The organism is Moritella sp. Urea-trap-13 (assembly GCF_002836355.1).
GTDB lineage: Bacteria > Pseudomonadota > Gammaproteobacteria > Enterobacterales > Moritellaceae > Moritella.
Genome location: NZ_PJCA01000027.1, coordinates 207,684 through 226,726 on the forward strand (window position 1 = coordinate 207,684; position 19,043 = coordinate 226,726).

At 41.3% G+C, this 19,043-nt stretch carries 15 protein-coding genes; 10 read left to right on the plus strand and 5 right to left on the minus strand.

Translation table 11 applies throughout. From position 1 onward, the window contains the following. Positions 1 to 116: 116 nt before the first annotated feature. The 3 genes from CXF93_RS03820 to CXF93_RS03830 all read left to right on the plus strand — a co-directional run bounded on the left by CXF93_RS03820 (position 117) and on the right by CXF93_RS03830 (position 3,312). Positions 117 to 533 (plus strand): MarR family winged helix-turn-helix transcriptional regulator, encoded by a 417-nt coding sequence (locus CXF93_RS03820; RefSeq protein ID WP_101061119.1) that lies wholly within the window; start codon positions 117 to 119, stop codon positions 531 to 533. Between the two features lie 426 nt (positions 534 to 959). After that, positions 960 to 2,450 (plus strand): SulP family inorganic anion transporter, encoded by a 1,491-nt coding sequence (locus tag CXF93_RS03825; RefSeq protein ID WP_101061120.1) that lies wholly within the window; start codon positions 960 to 962, stop codon positions 2,448 to 2,450. Between the two features lie 10 nt (positions 2,451 to 2,460). Continuing rightward, on the plus strand, positions 2,461 to 3,312 hold the full coding sequence (locus CXF93_RS03830) for a universal stress protein (protein WP_101061121.1): 852 nt from the start codon (positions 2,461 to 2,463) through the stop codon (positions 3,310 to 3,312). A gap of 159 nt (positions 3,313 to 3,471) precedes the next feature. On the opposite strand, the gene CXF93_RS03835 is transcribed toward CXF93_RS03830, so the two are convergent. Both CXF93_RS03835 and CXF93_RS03840 read right to left on the minus strand, forming a co-directional pair. Continuing rightward, positions 3,472 to 3,867: a DUF2391 family protein gene (locus tag CXF93_RS03835; RefSeq protein ID WP_101061122.1), complete on the minus strand. Its 396-nt coding sequence runs from the start codon at positions 3,865 to 3,867 to the stop codon at positions 3,472 to 3,474. 35 nt (positions 3,868 to 3,902) lie between these two features. Continuing rightward, positions 3,903 to 4,088 (minus strand): hypothetical protein, encoded by a 186-nt coding sequence (locus CXF93_RS03840; RefSeq protein ID WP_101061123.1) that lies wholly within the window; start codon positions 4,086 to 4,088, stop codon positions 3,903 to 3,905. A 103-nt stretch (positions 4,089 to 4,191) separates the two neighbouring features. Here CXF93_RS03840 and CXF93_RS03845 point away from each other — a divergent pair, with 103 nt between their 5' ends. The 3 genes from CXF93_RS03845 to CXF93_RS03855 all read left to right on the plus strand — a co-directional run bounded on the left by CXF93_RS03845 (position 4,192) and on the right by CXF93_RS03855 (position 6,956). Next, on the plus strand, positions 4,192 to 5,502 hold the full coding sequence (locus CXF93_RS03845) for a citrate synthase (protein ID WP_101061124.1): 1,311 nt from the start codon (positions 4,192 to 4,194) through the stop codon (positions 5,500 to 5,502). Positions 5,503 to 6,089: 587 nt separating this feature from the next. Then, the gene (locus tag CXF93_RS03850; protein WP_101061125.1) at positions 6,090 to 6,533 is read left to right on the plus strand and encodes a hypothetical protein; all 444 of its coding nucleotides are present in this window, start codon (positions 6,090 to 6,092) and stop codon (positions 6,531 to 6,533) included. Positions 6,534 to 6,719: 186 nt separating this feature from the next. Further along, positions 6,720 to 6,956 (plus strand): hypothetical protein, encoded by a 237-nt coding sequence (locus CXF93_RS03855; protein ID WP_101061126.1) that lies wholly within the window; start codon positions 6,720 to 6,722, stop codon positions 6,954 to 6,956. Between the two features lie 14 nt (positions 6,957 to 6,970). Here the strand turns inward: CXF93_RS03855 and CXF93_RS03860 are convergent, their stop codons facing one another. Next, positions 6,971 to 8,290 (minus strand): sensor domain-containing diguanylate cyclase, encoded by a 1,320-nt coding sequence (locus tag CXF93_RS03860; RefSeq protein WP_101061127.1) that lies wholly within the window; start codon positions 8,288 to 8,290, stop codon positions 6,971 to 6,973. A gap of 367 nt (positions 8,291 to 8,657) precedes the next feature. Between CXF93_RS03860 and CXF93_RS03865 the strand changes: the two genes are divergently transcribed. The 3 genes from CXF93_RS03865 to CXF93_RS03875 all read left to right on the plus strand — a co-directional run bounded on the left by CXF93_RS03865 (position 8,658) and on the right by CXF93_RS03875 (position 14,513). Then, positions 8,658 to 10,724: a bifunctional diguanylate cyclase/phosphodiesterase gene (locus tag CXF93_RS03865; RefSeq protein WP_232784096.1), complete on the plus strand. Its 2,067-nt coding sequence runs from the start codon at positions 8,658 to 8,660 to the stop codon at positions 10,722 to 10,724. 110 nt (positions 10,725 to 10,834) lie between these two features. Further along, the gene (locus CXF93_RS03870; RefSeq protein WP_101061129.1) at positions 10,835 to 13,705 is read left to right on the plus strand and encodes a transporter substrate-binding domain-containing protein; all 2,871 of its coding nucleotides are present in this window, start codon (positions 10,835 to 10,837) and stop codon (positions 13,703 to 13,705) included. Between the two features lies 1 nt (position 13,706). Then, positions 13,707 to 14,513, plus strand: a complete 807-nt coding sequence (locus CXF93_RS03875) for a response regulator transcription factor (protein ID WP_101061130.1) — start codon at positions 13,707 to 13,709, stop codon at positions 14,511 to 14,513. On the opposite strand, the gene CXF93_RS03880 is transcribed toward CXF93_RS03875, so the two are convergent. Next, the gene (locus tag CXF93_RS03880) at positions 14,493 to 16,037 is read right to left on the minus strand and encodes a PAS domain-containing methyl-accepting chemotaxis protein (RefSeq protein ID WP_101061131.1); all 1,545 of its coding nucleotides are present in this window, start codon (positions 16,035 to 16,037) and stop codon (positions 14,493 to 14,495) included. The genes CXF93_RS03875 and CXF93_RS03880 overlap by 21 nt on opposite strands. Before the next feature lie 229 nt (positions 16,038 to 16,266). Continuing rightward, on the minus strand, positions 16,267 to 17,385 hold the full coding sequence (locus CXF93_RS03885; RefSeq protein WP_101061132.1) for an HD-GYP domain-containing protein: 1,119 nt from the start codon (positions 17,383 to 17,385) through the stop codon (positions 16,267 to 16,269). Between the two features lie 416 nt (positions 17,386 to 17,801). On the opposite strand from CXF93_RS03885, the gene CXF93_RS22415 reads away from it, so the two are divergent. Beyond that, positions 17,802 to 18,989, plus strand: coding sequence for a methyl-accepting chemotaxis protein (locus CXF93_RS22415; protein ID WP_101061133.1), 1,188 nt, complete (start codon positions 17,802 to 17,804; stop codon positions 18,987 to 18,989). The last annotated feature ends 54 nt before the right edge of the window (positions 18,990 to 19,043 follow it).

Here is a 19,043-nt window from a genome sequence, read left to right on the forward strand (position 1 = left end):
AAACCATCAAAGGGCAGCCTTTGATGGTTTTTTTATGCGTCAAGTCAAAATAGGGCCTTTACTTTAAACTTACACAAGGCATATAATAAGCCTTCCTTATTATATGCCGCTGAATCATGATACATTCTAAATTTGGGTTTCTTAGCTATGAAATCAGTCACGTTATTCGACAACGTTTTAATAAACAAGCTGAAAGTATCGGTATTACCCATTCTCAGTGGCGTGTATTAGTTCATCTGTCTGAAAATGAGAATTGTCGACAAGTTGATTTAGCCGAAATTTTAAATGTAAAACCGATTACGCTAGCAAGACAAATAGATTTGTTAGAACAGCATAGCTTAGTCAAGCGTTTGAATGATAAGGAAGATAGACGAGTATTTCGTTTAAAATTAACAACTAAAGCCAAGCCTATTATGAAAGAACTGTGGCAGATTGCAGATTCAATTGAAAATGATGTTTGTAATGTGCTTTCTGATGAAGAGAAAGCGGTGCTTTCTAAATTACTCATCACGATAAAAACACAAATCAGTTAATACGCTTAATTCCCTAAATCAAAGGTACCGAGATGACGCCGCCATAATCCTAGAATCCCCCTCTAAGCAATTTATATGATTTTTATAACTTTTATATTTAAGTAATAAAGTCAGTCTCTTACGCATCGTAAGATTATTATAAATTGAACTCTATTAGCATTAGTGCGTATATCAGTCGATGATAATATGGCTAACTGTTGATGAGCACTATTTCCCCAGCATGGCTCGATCGCCATCGCTATTTATCGTTTAAATGTACACTAAATTGAATGTGGTTTGCCGTTGTGGCATTGATCCTTATTGAAGGTCATTTACTGTGACTGAAATAGCATAACTCCCTCGATTTAATGGCCTGTTTAAACGAAATGTCCGTGCATCAGCGCATGTTTTTACGTGCGTGATAGATGCATCTAAACAAGGATAAGTATGATTTTTTTGTCAAATAAACAAGATTGGTTAGGTAATATTAAAGGCGATATCTTAGCCGGTATTGTTGTGGCGTTAGCCTTGATACCAGAAGCTATCGCGTTTTCTATTATTGCTGGTGTTGACCCTAAAGTGGGTTTGTATGCGTCGTTCTGTATTGCGACTATTGTGGCTATCACAGGTGGCAGACCCGGTATGATCTCAGCTGCAACTGGTGCTATGGCGCTGTTGATGGTGACGCTCGTTAAAGAACACGGGTTAGAATACTTACTCGCCGCGACCTTGCTAACAGGTCTATTGCAAATACTCGCAGGTTATTTACAGCTGGGCAGCTTAATGCGCTTTGTGTCGCGCTCAGTAGTCACTGGTTTTGTAAATGCTCTGGCCATTTTAATCTTTATGGCGCAGTTACCTGAATTAACCAATGTCACTTGGCATGTTTATGCAATGACAGCGGGTGGCTTAGGTATCATCTATCTATTCCCTTACATTCCCGTTATTGGTAAAAGTATTCCTTCACCTTTAGTGTGCATCATTTTCCTTACCGTGTTATCACAGGTAATTGGATTAGATATCCGTACTGTTGGTGATATGGGCGAGCTACCTGATGCGTTACCTATCTTCCTGTGGCCAGAAGTACCACTTACTCTGGAAACGCTATGGATCATTTTACCTTATGCGTTAGGTCTTTCTGTGGTCGGGCTTTTAGAGTCGATGATGACAGCAACCATAGTGGATGATTTAACGGACACTAAAAGTGATCGTAACCGTGAATGTAAAGCGCAAGGTATTGCTAATATCGGCGCTGGTTTAATGGGTGGTATGGCAGGTTGCGCCATGATCGGTCAATCAATCATTAATATTAAATCTGGTGGTCGCGGTCGATTATCGAGTTTTTCAGCGGGTATATTCTTGCTGTTCATGGTGGTTTTCTTAGGCGACGAGCTTAAGCAAATTCCGATGGCTGCTTTGGTTGCTGTGATGATCATGGTATCGATTGGTACATTCTCGTGGAGCTCGATTAAAGATCTAAGAACTCACCCGTTATCAACCAGTATTGTGATGCTAGCGACGGTTATTACTGTTGTCGGTACCCATAACTTAGCCATTGGTGTATTTGTTGGTGTATTACTGTCTGCATTATTTTTCGCGCACAAGATCAGCCGCTTTATGGTTATCAAAAATACCCAAACAGAGCAGCAAGTGCGTACTTATCAAGTAACGGGACAGATATTCTTTGCGTCGGCGGATAAGTTTGTTGATGGCTTTGATTTTAAAGAAGTGGTTGATAACGTGGTTATCGATTTATCGCACGCCCATTTCTGGGATATCAGTGCCGTTGGTGCGCTTGATAAAGTGGTGATTAAGTTCCGCCGCGAAGGTGCAAGCGTTAATATTGTCGGCATGAGTGATGCCACTGCGACCGTGATTGATAAATTTGCAATTCATAATGATCCCGCTGCTGTTGAAAAAATGATGGCTGGCCACTAAGGAGAACACAATGAACAAAATAATAGCATGTATTGATGGATCTAAACTGGCTCAGGCTGTCTCTGATACCGCGATCTGGGCGTCAAAACGTTTGACTAATGGCATTGTTTTTCTGCATGCCATCGATAAAAAACAACAACATGGCGCCGATGATTTAAGCGGTTCTATTGGCTTAGGCGCACGTTCAGCCTTGCTTAACAAAATGATTGAGCTGGATGCCGAGCGTGGCAAGATCGCCATTCAGCTAGGTAATGAGATGTTAGGTAGTGCTGTCGATAGAGCCAACACCGCGGGTCTGACGGATATAGAGCAGATCCAACGCCATGGTGATTTTATTGAAGCTCTAGTGGGTTTAGAAAACGATGCACGTTTAATGATAGTCGGACGCAGTGGTAATGGTCATCAAGGTGATTTTAAAGCCTTAGGTTCACATATCGAAACCCTGATCCGCCAAGTACATACGCCTATTGTGATTGCCCCGCAGGACTTCACCGAACCAACGAATTTCATGTTGGCTTATGATGGTCGTGAAACGGCAGACAAAGCTGTGCAACGCATTATTGAAGGCGGTTTGCTCAAAGGCATGACGTGTCATTTAGTGACGATTAAAAACAGTGAAAAAGCACAGCAGCAGAAGTTTGAACTGGCTCAAGCAAGACTTGAGAAAGAAGGGTTTAACGTTATTGCCACGTATCTGGAAGGGGATATTTCTGTTGCGCTAATGGATTACAAACAACAGCATGCTATTGAGCTGGTGGTGATGGGCGCATTTGCCCATTCCAAGGTGAGAAGTTTTTTCCTTGGCAGTAATACCATGCGTATGATTGAAAACTGTCGAGTACCACTTATCGTGCTTAGATAGATGAAGCTCGATAGTTGACTCATTGTAGTCAACTAGTTTGAGTTTATTCATATGTAGTTTATGCGCTTATCAGCTAGTTGTTAGTTGATAAGCGTTTTTTTATTCCATTTTCACTTGAGCGTTCGTCTCTTTATTAAAACGATTATTCTTATCAAACTATCATTCTTTATCAAAACTATCGACAATAATAGCGCCCATGGATGCTGGCATGGTGATCACAATAATTCGCTTCAGCGCTATTAGCGGATCCTCCATTAGCGGCAATTTATTTAAACAGAACAGCACTAAACCCACCACTAACGCCGTGATCACATAAGCAATCACAATCCGTAAGAAGAACACCAATTTTCGTGATTGAATGTCTCGTTGAAAAACACTCTGATAAGTAAATAAACTCAGAAACACCAGTGACAGTGTAAACAGCATGAGCAAATTAGGGATTGGTAGGGTTTCTCCGAGCTTCCATGCCTCTTCAGAAAATGCGATGGGCACAGCAAGTGCAAATGCCCCCACAAAAATTTGACTCGCGTCCTCTACATTAAAACTAAATTTCATCTAGCTGTTCCTTAGTTTAAAGTTAAGTGCGCAATTTACAGTAAGAATAGCGTACCTAAACTTAACAATTCGGCGAAGCCGACAATATCGGTGACTGTGGTTAATATACCGCCCTGACAATGGCCAATAGAACCGCACCAATGGCTAACTTCGTCATCATCATCAAACGCCAGAAAATAAGGGTGATTAATTCCAATAATTGTCTCCCGTCGGAATGCCATTATTGATTGTAAAGCGGCTATAAAATACTAGACTTCAGAGTATGCGTCTTGGCCTTTGCTCGCCTATATATCGGCTAAGAAAGTTCGGAAGGAAGGGGATATCATGAATGCTCATAGTCTTACTATTATCGATAACCGCACGGGTATAAGTTACGAAATACCGATTAAATACGGCACTTACCCCGGTTACGGTGCCAGCATTAATGCACTAGAACTTCGGCAGATCAAAGCATCTGCAGATGATTTTGGCCTGTTGACCTATGATCCGGGTTACACCAATACCGCGTCATGTAAAAGCAGTGTGACTTTTCTCGACGGAGAGAGAGGGACGCTGCAATATCGAGGTTATCCCATCGAGCAGTTAGCGGAACACAGCACTTATTTGGAGACCGCCTATCTACTGCAATACGGTGAGTTGCCTGATGCAGTGCAGTTGGCGGCATGGCGCAAAGACATTGGCCTACATACCTTTGTGCATGAAAATATCAAAAAGCTGATAAACAGTTTTCGACATGATGCCCATCCCATGGGAACATTAGTGGGAACCGTCGGCGCGCTATCGACTTTCTACCCCGATGCTAAAAATATTCATGATGAAAGCTGCAGGCAAAAGCAGGTTTGGCGGTTAATTGCTAAGATGCCCACACTCGCCGCGTTTGCTTATCGCCATAGTCGTGGCCTGCCTTATGTTTATCCCGATGATAATTTGTCATATGTCGGCAACTTCATGAATATGTTGTGGAAAATAAGCGAATTAAAATATCAGCCCAACCCAGTGTTGGAAAAAGCCATTGATGTGCTGTTTATTTTGCATGCTGACCATGAACAGAATTGTAGTACCAGTGCCATGCGTGCGGTAGGCAGCTCTTATACTGACCCATTTTCGGCTTCCTCCGCAGCTATTGCTGCACTCTATGGACCGCAACATGGTGGCGCTAACGAAGCGGTACTGCGAATGTTGAACGACATAGGTTCGGTTGACCAAGTGCCTAATTTTATAAAATCAGTGAAATCAGGAGAGGGCGGCAGGCTGATGGGATTTGGCCATCGGGTGTATAAAAGCTACGATCCTCGAGCCAAGATCTGTAAAAAAATAGCCTATGATGTTTTTGCTGTGACTGGGGCTAATCCGCTGATTGATATCGCGCTGGAATTGGAGCGGATCGCGCTGGCAGATGACTATTTCATCTCGCGTCACCTTTACCCTAATGTGGATTTTTATTCTGGTTTGATCTATCAGGCGATGGGCTTTCCGGTTGGCATGTTCCCTGTGCTGTTTGCTATTCCCCGCACTGCAGGGTGGTTGGCACAGTGGCAAGAATGTCTGCTCGATCCGGAGCAAAAGATCGCCCGCCCGCGCCAAGTCTATTGCGGCAACCAAGTCAGAGATTATGTACCTATGCATAAACGCTAGAAGAGCAGATGTCAGAAACAGCGAATACCGTCTTGTTTAACACTGTGCGTGTTTTTAAAGCCTGATTTTGAATGTATTTATAGTTGCACGCCAGTGTGTTATTGGCAGTATCAATGGCCTCAGATCGTTTACCTTTTAGCCTGAGGTTGGTAAGATGAAGTTACAGCATTTGAAATGTAAAAGAAGAGAAATAAATGAAAAACTGGTTACATGATAAATGTTCTGTAATATTTCTCCTCACTTTAGTGGTTTATCTGGTAACCCTCTATTTTGTAAGCTTTGTTGGCGTTTTACTCACTTACATTGCGGTTCCAATAATCGCTGTTACAGGGAGTATTGCCTATGCGACACGGCCGACAGCCAAAAAATGAAAACTCTAACAAGGGTTTTCACCTATCCTGACGACGGCACTATGCTCGAGGCGCTCATAGCCTCAGCAGGCAAAGCCATGTATAATGAACGTCATAAAATACACGATACCTAAATTCTCTCATCTCACCTTTGATGCGGCCGAAATAACCAAAATCGGTACTTAATTTACTAACAACCTGTTTCGTAACAGCGTTGTATATAACTAGGAAATAGACATGTTTTTGCTAAGTAACGTACATAATAAAAATTACAAAAAATGCTACCCACAAGAGTCAGATGTCATCTTTGATATCTCAGCAAAACAACTGGGCAATATTAAAAATGCGGCTTGGAAGGAACTGCGAGAAGGTAGTATCGTATGTGTGGTTACAAGCACTAAAAAAGTAAGTACTTTTTGCAAAGTGACGGCAATTAAAGGTCTTGGCGACAACGATTCTGATGGTGGCGAAACATTCCTGTTATTTGGTGTTGTCGTAGCAAAACTTATGCCTGAAAGTAATATGGGCTTGATGCTGAGTAAGTTCAGTGTAAAACATCAATATCTGCCTAATAATAAATTTAGCATCGGCTTTAATGTTGCTGATTTGGGTACAGCGTTAGATACCTTACAAGTAAGAACCAGAAATGGTTCGCAAAGCGTTGCGGATCTGAAAGGCTAGTTCTCACGTAATCGCGATTACCTGTATCAAGTTAGGCGCTCTTAATAGGGCGCGACTTGACCTAAGTCTCTAATTTATAATAACCTCCCTCCCATATTGATATATGTTGCGTTAGATCATTACACTCAGACTCGGTTAGCCAAACAATAGCTACATTGGTAATCGAATTATGATGGACCTGATGATATGACAGATAAAAAGCTTATCCGTATTCTGCAAATCTTTATTGCGATTGGTATCTCACTGATATTGTTTGGTCATTACTTATTGTCGTACACTGATTTTACTCAGCAACATGGCGTGGTGGGCATTATGATCTGTGCAGCTTGTATTGCCTTGGGATTTGCTTGTTCGTTGCCAACTAAAATGTACCTAACCTTTGTGCTGGTTAAACGTGAGAACGAACAAAAAAGTACAGACTGACTTCCATTTTCATTTTATTCGTTATTGCGATAAGACGGTAAAGGCGAGAAAAAACTAATATTATTCTTATCCGAGGCTTTGGCTACATACATTGCCCTGTCGGCATTGTTGATTAAATCAACGGATGTCCGTCCGTCGGTGGGGTACATGGCAATACCTACAGATACCCCTATCTGGAACACTTCACCGCGAATATCCATAGGCTTATTAATCGAACTGACAATACGGTTGGCGAGATGCGTAATCTCGTCTTTTCCTTTCGGGTTGTTGAGGATTAAAATGAACTCATCGCCGCCCATGCGGGCTACTGTATCTGACTGTCTAAGCAGTGCTAAAAGCCTTTTCGCGATCTCTTTTAATACATCGTCTCCGACGTTGTGGCCAAATTGGTCGTTGACGAACTTGAATCCGTCTAGGTCGAGAAACATCAGTGCCAAATTGCACTGTTTACGCTTGGAGCTGATAAGTTTTTGGTCTAACCGCTCCATCAATAAGGTACGATTTGGCAAGTCGGTCAAGGCATCGTGAAAAGCCAAGTGCTTTATGTGTTCAGTTTGATGCCAAAGTGCAGTAATGTCGCTGAATACCGATACATAACGAACAGGCTTGCCGTCCACGTCGTTAACCACTCGGATGGCCATGCGTTCTAAGTAAAGGCTACCGTCTTTACGACGGTTCCATATTTCGCCATTCCACCGATCTTTAGTTTTTATCCCCTGCCACATAGAGGCATAAAATGCCATGTCGTGCCGGTTTGATTTGAGAATGCGAGGGTTTTTCCCAACAGCCTCCTCAGCCGTATAGCCAGTTATCTCGATGAAGGCTGGGTTAACCGACAAAATAATACCATTGACATCAGTTATGACGATACCATCGCCAGTGCTATCAAAGACGCACGCAGCCAGTTTGAGTTCTTCCGTTGTTTCCTTTAGCGCCGTCACCTCGCTGGCCTGAATCGCAAATCCTCTGACAGCACCATCGGCATCAAAATCGGGGGTATAGTGTCCGATGATATAACCCACTCTGCCATCGGTTTTGCTTAGGGTCCGCTCAAAGTGTTGCGGTTCGCCAGCTAGGACTCTGCGAATATGGGGCTCATTCAGGGAAAACAGGTGCTCACCCGTCAGTTTCCGGAACGAGATCCCGATAATATCCTTGGGCTGCTTTCCGAACCACTCGCAGTAGGCATTATTAGCGTAGCGGCAGCGTAAGTCATTGTCCCAATAGCCAATCATATTGTGCATGTCATCAATAATAGATCTGAGGTGTTGTGAGGTAATTACTTCATTTACCTTCTGGCCTTTTCTCGTTGTTATATTTGTGTTCTTGAGCATTGGCTTTTCCAACTTCTATGTTTGTCTATGGTTGCCATTTGACTAGATATAATAGCTCTCCACTAAGGGACTGCATCCTTACGGTTGATGAGGAAGTCGTCGTTAAATAACCAACGCTTTGTTCAGTTAGCAAGCCGTATTGTAAAACCTTTATCATGCAAGCCAATTATATTCTTTGCCTTTAGGCTTAGCTAGCTAACCCCCCCATTTTTCACCCTCCAACACCCCTTTGGAGGGGGTGGGAAGTTGGCTTTGACTTGGCTATTATTAGCTCACGCTAATCGTTATTTATTGCCAAAGCTAATTACCATCAGAGGTCAACGTGATATCTATAAATCTTGCATTCATCGCCGCAAATGGCATGGGAATGTGGCACTGGAATCTGTTAACCCAAGAAAGTATGTTAGGTGCTTCAATATTCGCATTTGATCATATGCGCAATGAATACTTCTCACAGGCAGTCATTGCTTGGGAAAAACATTTACACCCCGATGACCGCGAACGTGGAAATAGTGAAGTTCAAGCATTGCTTCATGATGGTAAACAGCTTGAAATAGATTTTCGAGTGCTTCAGCCAAATGGCAATTTTGTCCATATAAAGAGCATGGTGAGAGTACTTCATAATGATGCCGGCAAGCTAATTAGGATTGACGGCACGAATATTGATATTACTGAATTTAAATGTTCTGAAGCAAAGCTGAAACTTGCAGCCAGTGCATTTACCTATGCTAGTGAAGGTATTGCCATCACAGATCCGGCAGGCAATATTATTGATGTCAATAACGCGTTCACTGCCATCACCGGCTATAGCTGTCAAGAAGTGCTTGGTAAGAACACGCGCATGCTCAAATCAGGTCGGCATACGCCAGCATTCTATACTGAGATGTGGAAAACGCTAATAGAGAAAGATCATTGGCGCGGTGAAATTTGGAACTGCCGTAAGAATGGCGAAATCTATCCAGAACTTCTGTCTATTAATCTTGTGCGTGATAATGATGGGGACATAACCCGCTGTGTAGCACTCTTTAGCGATATTTCGCATATTAAAGAGCATCAGAAAAAACTAGAAAAAATGGCACATTTCGACCCCTTGACCTACCTACCTAACCGTACACTATTAAGAGAACGCCTATCCAGCGCAAAGCGTCAGTGCCTGTGCAATAAGCAGTTGTTAGCCGTGTTATTTATTGATTTAGATGGATTCAAAACAGTTAATGATAGGTATGGACATGATGTCGGCGATGAACTCTTAATCGCACTTTCACATCGCATGAGAGGGACGTTACGTGAACACGATACGCTTGCTCGAATCGGTGGCGATGAGTTTGTAGCGGTGCTAACGGAGTTAGAAAATAAGGATGATTGTAAATCAATATTAGAACGGCTGTTACTGGCTATATCTGACACTGTTACTGTGGGTAAGATAAGGTTACAAGTCTCAGCGAGTATTGGTGTTACATTTTATCCGCAAGATCACTCAGACTCAGATCTGCTTATACGGCATGCTGACCAAGCTATGTACGAAGCTAAGAAAGCAGGTAAGAACTGTTATTTCGTTTTTGACTTGATAACCTCTAAGCGAATGGATACTCGGCGTGTAAATTTTGATCGTATCCGTATGGCTTTGCAAAAAGATGAATTTGTCTTGTATTACCAACCCAAGGTTAACCTTAGAAAGGGAACCGTGATTGGTGCTGAAGCGTTAATCCGTTGGCAACACCCGGAGCGAGAACTGCTTCTACCGGGCGAATTCTTGCCCTTGATTGAAAATTATCCCATCAGCATCGAGCTTGGTGAGTGGGTCATTGCGACCGCACTTAGTCAAATTGCTGCGTGGCAAGCGTTGGGATTAAATATACCTGTCAGCGTCAACATCAGCGCATTACAACTACAACAAAATGGCTTTGCAGAGCGCTTACAAGTATTACTGTCAGCATGGCCGCAGGTTGAACCACGATTTTTACTTTTAGAAGTGCTTGAGACCAGTGCGTTGGCGGATGTAATGCAGGTATCTAAAATCATGCATGACTGTATTGATCTCGGTGTCAGTTTTGCTTTAGATGACTTTGGTACCGGTTATTCTTCACTGACCTATCTGAGGCATTTACCTGCTAGCCTTATTAAGATAGATCAGAGCTTTGTACGGGATATGTTGATTAATCCTGATGATTTAATGATTGTCGAGAGTGTGGTTGGCTTGGCTAAGTCATTCAAACGTGAAGTCATTGCAGAAGGGGTTGAAACGAGAGCGCATAGCGCCGCATTACTACAGCTTGGCTGTGAATTGATGCAGGGTTATGGCATAGCAAGACCTATGCCTGCTGGAAATATCCCTGAATGGATGGCGAACTGGTCATCCGGAGCCGGTTGGGCGGTAAACAATCTAATTGACAGACATGATGCAAAGGCATTCACGTCGCCACAAGCCAGTTAGGATTAAATAGCAAGGGAAACTAAACGCCTCTTTGCGCTTGTTGGTTTTCTTTTGCGCCTGAGGTAGAGTAAGTGCTTTCAATATGTTTTTATATATGACAATGGAAAATTATGGATAAATGCAACTGTAAACGTATCTTACATAATCGGGCTTGTCTTCCGATTTTTGCATTTGTATTTACGTTAGTATTTGTATTTGGATTGTGTGTGCTGATCTTATTTTCATCGACAGTATTCGCCCATACTGCTAATGAACCATTGCCAGACACAATCACCCCAAGGTTAGCTTTAACAGTAGATGAGCAGGCTTGGCTAGCTGGACATCCGGTTATCACCTTGGGCGGCGGGATATATCCGCCGCTAAATTTTATTGATGCTGATGGCAAGTCGATAGGTATTGCTCCTGATTATTTGAAGCTTATTGCTCAGCTTCTGGGGATTAAGATTAAGATGGTCTCGGGCGATTGGAGTGAAATGCAGGCGTTGGCAAAAACGTATAAGTTGGATGGCCTTAGTCTTTCGTTGAAAAATAGAGAACGGGAGAAACACCTTGATTTTGCTGGCCCATATACGACGCTTCAATACGCCATCTTTGTGAATAAAGAGACCCAAGGGATCACCAATCTAGATGACTTGATGAATCAAAGAGTGGGTGTACTGGCGGGCGATTATTCTATTAGCTTCATCAATGAAAATTATCCCGATATTAATCTGGTTTTATACGATACCCATGAGGAAATCGTACATGCACTAGTAAATAGAGAGATTCACGCCTTACTTGAAAACCTGCCAACAATTAGTTATATCATTGATAAAAGTTTAATCACCGGACTTAAAGTTGCTGGACTGCCTAAAAGCATGCACGGTGATTTGTATGTGGCGGTGCGTAAAGATTGGCCAGAGTTTACAACAATACTGAATAAGGCTTTTGCTGCTATTTCAAAGCAGCAGCACCAAATTATTAAAAATAAATGGATTGAGCTTTATTCGAAAACGATTAAAAAGCCACAACTGGCGTTAACCATGAAACAGAAAGAATGGCTAGCGGAACAGAATATGGTGCGGGTAAGGGTGAGCGACTTGCCGCCTTATATGATAATTAAAGCGGGTCGACCTCCTGAAGGTATCGCTATTGACTACCTGAACTTAATTGCTCAGCGCACGGGCATTAAGTTTCATTATCAAGTCTCGACGCAACCTTTTAGTAAACTTCTGGAAAGCTTCAAGCGTGGACAAGATGTTGATCTAACGGCTTTGATCGTGCCCCGTCCTGAACGACTAGAATATATGTTATTCAGCGATAATTATATTGAATCCCCAACCGTTATTGCGGCTCGAGATAACAGCGATTTTACCGTTAATCTGCAAGGGCTGTCAGGGAAGTTGGTGGCGGTGTTAAAAGCCGGTAATGTACAGCATTTGTTATCGGCACAATATCCCAATATTACCTTAGCTTTATACAATTCAAATGAATTGGCGCTAGAAGCGCTAACAAACGGCAACGTTGATGCGTTTGTCGGCAGTTTGACTAATGCGGCTTATATTATTCAGAAACGTGGTTTTTCAAATATTCATATTGATGCTTCTAGTTCGTTAGAAAGTGAATATTTTGCGATGGGCAACCGTAAAGATTGGCCCGAGTTGACCGAAATTGTAAATATTGCGTTGCTTAGTATTAGTGAAAAAGAAAAAATAGCCATCCGTAATAAGTATGTTGCTTTGAACTATAAGGTGCAAGGCCTTGGTGTTGTTAAGGTGTTATTGTGGATATTCGCAATTATCTGCATCGCACTTCTTATAGTGTTGTTTTTTGTCACTTGGAATCGTAGTTTACGTAAGTTAGTCAATAGTCGCACCGTAGCGCTACAACAGGAAGTCACTGAGCGTGAGCAAGCTCATAATGCTTTGCTTGTCAGCCAAAGAGAATCACTCAAAGCACAAAAGATCGCTCGTTTAGGTTATTGGAAATGGGATTTGGTTAATGATCTATTTAATTGTTCCGACGAAATTTATCGGATTTTGGGTCTACCTATTGGTACGTTGTTAAACTACCAAGTGCTAATTGAGTACATTCACCCAGATGATCGTAACTACTTTAATCAGGCCGCGTTTAACTTGCTAAAGAATCAGTATAACGAAAGAGTCAATTTTCGTGTTATCCAACCTGGGGGAAGTGTTCGTCATGTTTCGACAGATAATACCGTTACACTCGAATGTGATAATGTAGGCAACCCAACTTGGATGTTTGGTATCTTGCAAGATGTGACAGAGCTGAAAGAATCTGAACAAAAGCTGATTAATTATCAGCAACGTTTAAAGTCATTAGCGCTACAATTAGCCCTTGTCGAAGAACAAGAACGACGTCATATAGCTGCAGATTTACACGATAATGTTGGACAGTCATTAGCATTAACACGACTGCAACTAGCTGCGGTGCTGAAACGCTTGCCGAATGACAAAAAAACAGCAGGATTAGTGCATAACTGTTCTAAATTGATATTAACTGTCATTCAAGATACCCGTAATCTTATTTTTGAAATTAGCTCGCCATCGCTCAATGAATTAGGCTTAGCTGCGGCCATTAACGAGTGGAAAGAACAAGCTTACAAGTCGAGTTATGGTCTTGATATTGAGGTTGTTGATCGATTAGAAATAGACTTTGTCAGTCTTGATCTTAGAGCTATTATATTTCGAATGGTTCGTGAACTACTGATCAATGTGATTAAACATGCCAAGGCGACAGAAGTTGTGGTTACCCTAGAAGAAAAATCAGGCTGTTATCAGGTCACGGTTAAAGATAATGGTATTGGGTTTGTGGCGGGTGAGCAGGCTGGAAACGTCAGTGTCGATGGCGGATTTGGTTTATTTAGTATTCAAGAACGGATGATTGATCTAGGGGGGCAGTTGTTAATTCATTCTAAACCCCACGAAGGTTGTACTGTGATAATTACACTACCAGTTATTGAGATAGGATCGCAATAAAATGCAAAATAATAACGAGAGTAAATTGATTAAAATCTTGTTAGTTGATGATCACGCTTTATTACGCAAAGGCATATCGCTTCTGTTGCAGGAAGAGAGTGAGATTGTTGTGGTTGGAGAAGCAAGTAATGGTGAAGAAGCACTCTTGCAGGTGAAGGCATTAAAGCCTGATATCGTGGTGATGGATATTAGTATGCCCAAGCTTAATGGTATTGAGGCAACGAAACAGATTGTCGCTACATCTCCAGAAAGTAAAGTGATCGCACTGTCTATTCATTCCGCTAAGCATTATGTTGAAGGTATGCTTGATGCTGGCGCTGCTGGGTACTTACTTAAAGAAAGTTTACCTGAAGAACTAATACAGGCGATTTTTGTGGTGATGGCTGAGCAAATGTATCTGAGTAGCGCGGTTACCGATATCGTCGTATCAGGTTTTCGAAATCGCTGTAAAGAGCCGTCTAAAGCTGAATTAGTTCCGGATGGAAAAACTAATTCAGCTCCGGCAGCAATATCAGCCAACGTCGATGACATAAACCAAGAGCATCAACTTACCAAGCGTTTAGTGATAAAACAAACCAGTACTGATTTGCTTAATTCACTGACGAATCGGGAGTTTACGATCCTGAAGTTATTGACACAGCGATTACAGAGTAAGGAAATTGCCAGAAAGCTGTTTGTTTCCACTGAAACTGTTAAAAGCCATCTGAAAAATATTTATCAGAAACTTAACGTGAATAACCGACGAGAAGCTGCGATTAAGGCTAACGAGATGTTTTCAAAATCAGATTTAGATAAATTGTGTGACTAAAGCTTGCTGTTCTTCGAGTTTATCTAACAATTCATTTGATAGGTCAACAGATTTATGGCCATGTCTCTCACTGGTTGACGCCATATCTGAAATAGCAACGACATTGCGATTAATCTCTTCACTGACTAAAGATTGCTCTTCTATTGCTGTTGCGATCTGTATATTAAGATTAGCTAACTCACTCACTTCGGAAATGATTTTCGTCAATGATTCACCCGTTCTCCCGGACAGTTTCACGCAGATTTCGGAAAGATCAGAGCTTTTTTCCATTGTCGTATTCGCAAAACCAGACTCAGATTGTAATTGTACTAACAATTTATTAATTTCGGTTGTTGATTGTTGAGTGCGCATAGCCAATGCACGAACTTCGTCTGCAACAACGGCAAAACCACGCCCTTGCTCCCCAGCTCGCGCTGCTTCAATTGCCGCATTTAATGCTAATAAATTAGTTTGATCTGCAATGCCACTAATTTCATTTAACACCGTTTCAATTAATTTAGTTCCATTTACCAAACGTCCCATAGCTTGTTCAACCTCACTTAACTGCTCAGCTAAGCCATTGTTGGCGGTAATTGTTTCCTGGACAATTTGTTGTCCTTGATTACAAATATTTAATCCCTGTTGCGATGCTTGGGCTGCATTTTCAACTACCTGAGCGAGCTCTCTAACTGTCGCTGACATTTCGTTCATCGCTGTTGCGACCTGATCAGTTTCATTGTTTTGTTGTGATAAAATAGTTGATACATTGATACCGCATTCAGATGATTCTTTAGCCGTTTTAGTAATGTTTTCTGAAACATCACAGACCCTACCAACAACAGCTCTAAGCTCAGCACTACGCATTTTCAATGCCAAATTTATTGTACTGATAACATCATTATTTCCGGAATAGATAAAGCTCATTAATGGATTGTTGAAAATTGATTTTGCTTCACAGAGCAAAAGTTTATATTTTAATCGCCAGTAAAAAAACAATCCTGTAAACAGAACTGATGTTACAACCATAGGCAGGCTAAGCAACAAACTGAGATCGCTAAAGCTTGCAACTAGTGCAGAAAATACAGACGAGAGGATAAGAAACAGCTGAAACCATAAGGTTAAATCAGTGCTGAATTTTAACTGTATTGGCGGAGTGCCAGCATTAATTTTTTTGTAAACCTGAGAAGCTCGTTCGACTACGTCTCTGCTTGGTAGCGTTCGAACAGATTGATATTCAAATATTTTTCCCTGAGAGTCTTTTATAGGGGTAACAAAAGCATTAACCCAGTAATAATCCCCATTTTTGCAGCTGTTTTTAACCGGCCCCATCCAAGATTGACCGGATTGAACAAACGTCCATAAATCTTTAAATGCGGCTTTGGGCATATCGGGGTGGCGCACTATATTATGTGTGCTTCCCTGCATTTCATGTAGCGAATACCCAGCTATATCGCAGAAATTTTTATTTGCATACTTTATGTTGCTATCTAAGTCAGTAGTTGACAGTAGAATTTCACTTTCTGTAAACAGTCTTTCTTTGCTCATAAGTACTTCTCTAAATACAGTGGGATGACCCAACTTTTCCGTTTAGCATATAATTCAGCGGCACAATAATTTCCAATTTTTAATTGTATCTGTGCTCACGTTCGATAAACACCCCCTTAAGAGGTGGGAAGGGGGGGAGGGGAGGCTAATTCTGTCATATACCTAACCTCAACCATGCGTAGAGGTCGTGGTGACTGTTGAATCTCCGATGATCTAACGTTGCTCGATATTAATCTAAATTGGTTTCATAAATTTCAATAAAATCAGGTAAATTATCGAGTAAAACTTGGACGCAATCAGGGTCAAACATAGTACCTGAGTTGTCTTTCATATAAGTAGCTGCATGATCAATAGTCCAGGCTGGTTTGTATAAACGCTTACTTAATAACGCATCAAACACATCCGCAACCATCACAATTCGCGCTTCCAATGGGATCGCATATCCTTTTAATCCCATCGGGTAACCATTACCGTCGAAATGCTCATGATGATGAAGAATAATATTTTTTAGAAAACGAAACTCTACAGAATTATGCATGTTCATAGGGAAATGTTTAAGTACATTGTTAATAATATCAATGCCATGAGTGCAGTGTAGATTCATTACTTCCCGCTCTTCAGGGGTGTAAATGGTATTGCTGAATAAAATATTATCGGGAACTTTATACTTACCAATATCGTGAAAAGTAGCATAAGACTCGATACGATGAATAAATTCATGAGTAATCTCTTCATTATCACTTAATAAATACGCAAGCTTTGAGCTATAACGTTCCATTCTATTGAGATGCTCTTTGGTTTCAGGATCCTTGGCATGCCCTATATCTAAGGCGACGGCTAGGGCGACATCAACGAAATATTTATTTTCAAATTGACGAACGATCAGAGAATGAATAAGGCTTGATAGAAACAACATATCTTTTTGTATCGAACGTTTCGAAAAAAAAGCTAATTCAGAGGCATTAAAAAATACCATGGCAATCGTTTTCCCTTTCGATATGAGGGGGTAAGAAAAGCTACTGCGATGGCCATTATTCCATAAGTGAAGAGTTCTCGAATTTAATGTTAAACTTGTTATATCATCAACCACCCGTGCTGACTTTGCCTTTATCATGCCTAAAATGTCGCTATTTTCATTTATTTTTGTTACAAAAATATCATGATTACAATCTGTAGCAAGCCTATCTCTAATGAAATAATTAGACGCTTGATCATCTTTAATCAAAATAATTGATAATCGAGATAGTCCTAGGTAACTATTGCTTGCGGCATTGTAAAGTGCATCAAGATAAGTCGATGTATCTTCACTTCGATTAAAAATTTTATTTATTTCATTATAATTAAGCACACATATATCCTATTAACATGAATCAACCAATCCTTGGGCCTATTTCAAAACAAACACCGCATAAACAATAGAAGCAAAACATTAGTGACAGAAACAGTACCGTTATAGATGCGTGCTTACGGCTGATAAGAAGGTAGTCGTTAAATAACCAATGTTTTGTCCAGTTAACAAACTCGTATTGTAAGCCCCTCATTATAAAGCCGATTATATTGTTTGCCTTTAGGCTTCGCTAGTCCACCCCCCCGTTTTTCACTATTTTCTCCTTTACCCCCCTTCTTTCCCCCTCCTTTATGGGGTGTCTCTAGAAATGGAGTGGCTATACCATTGAACAAATTGAAATGACCAATGTACGGCGAGATATGCTTGATGACATTGTTTCGGTTCAAATCATCAGTGCATAGTTAAAGAGAAAATAGATGACAGTCAACAAGCCAGCTTTTTTTAACCAATCTACGTCAGCAGTCATTACCCTCGGTATTCTTTCAGCAGCCATGTTTTTGTTGCAAGCGGGGCTGGCACTCGCTGCAATCATTTTTGCATTTTTGATCATGGCAGCATCCTTTGGCGTAGCTCGTCTTGTTCATGTTAAGCACTGCACTTTAGTGGCTACGATCAAACTGGCCGAAGAGGAACTCGTCGCGCACGATCATCAAGCAGACCAAAAATTTGATAAATTTAGTGACCTGTGCCAAACGATTTTACCGCTATGGCAAGGGCAAATTGATGATGTGATCGCACAATCGACCGACGCGGTTAATGCATTGGTCATGCGCTTTTCTGAGATAGTGCAAGCACTAAGAGATACGTTGCAAGAAGTGGGGGCATTGGAATCTGATAATTCCGGTAAGGGCATCACAGATGTGATGAGTCAAAGTGAAGCGCAGCTCAATTCATTAAACAGTAATTTTCAATTAATTCTCTCATCAAAAATTGAGCTATTAAGTGAAGTGACACAACTGCAGGTTTTTACCGAAGAATTACAAACCATGGCAACGGATGTGCAAGGTATTGCCAGTCAAACTAATTTATTAGCATTAAATGCAGCGATTGAAGCGGCCCGTGCTGGTGAACATGGACTTGGGTTTGCAGTGGTTGCATCAGAAGTCAGATCCTTGTCGCAGGGTTCAGCTGATACTGGCAAGAAAATGATGGGTAAAGTGGAGAGTATTTGTGCCGCGATAGACTCTACGGTTGATGTTACCGAAAAGCAGCTTGCAGATGAAAAAATAAAATCAAAGGAAGCGCAACAACTTATCCATGATGTTATCTCAAGATTAGAACGGATCATCAATCAATTTGCTAACTCGACAGGGCTATTAAAAGATCATGGTGAGCAGATCCGTGATGAAATCAATGATGTGTTAGTTTGTTTGCAATTTCAAGACCGCGTAGCGCAAATACTTGAACATACCAAAGGCGAAATAGGCCGTTTTTCATTGTTGTTAGCAAATCCGAATGAAATTGAAAAGATTGATAAAACCAGTTGGTTAGCAGAGATGAGCCGAGGTTATACCACCACAGAGCAAAGACGTTTACATGCGAGCAGTACCGTTGAAAAATCAGATGTAGTAGAAGGTGCTGGCGATGAGATCGAATTTTTCTAACGTGTGTTTAGTGCCTTACGTAGTGACTGGCGACGCTGGTAAAATGACAACTGT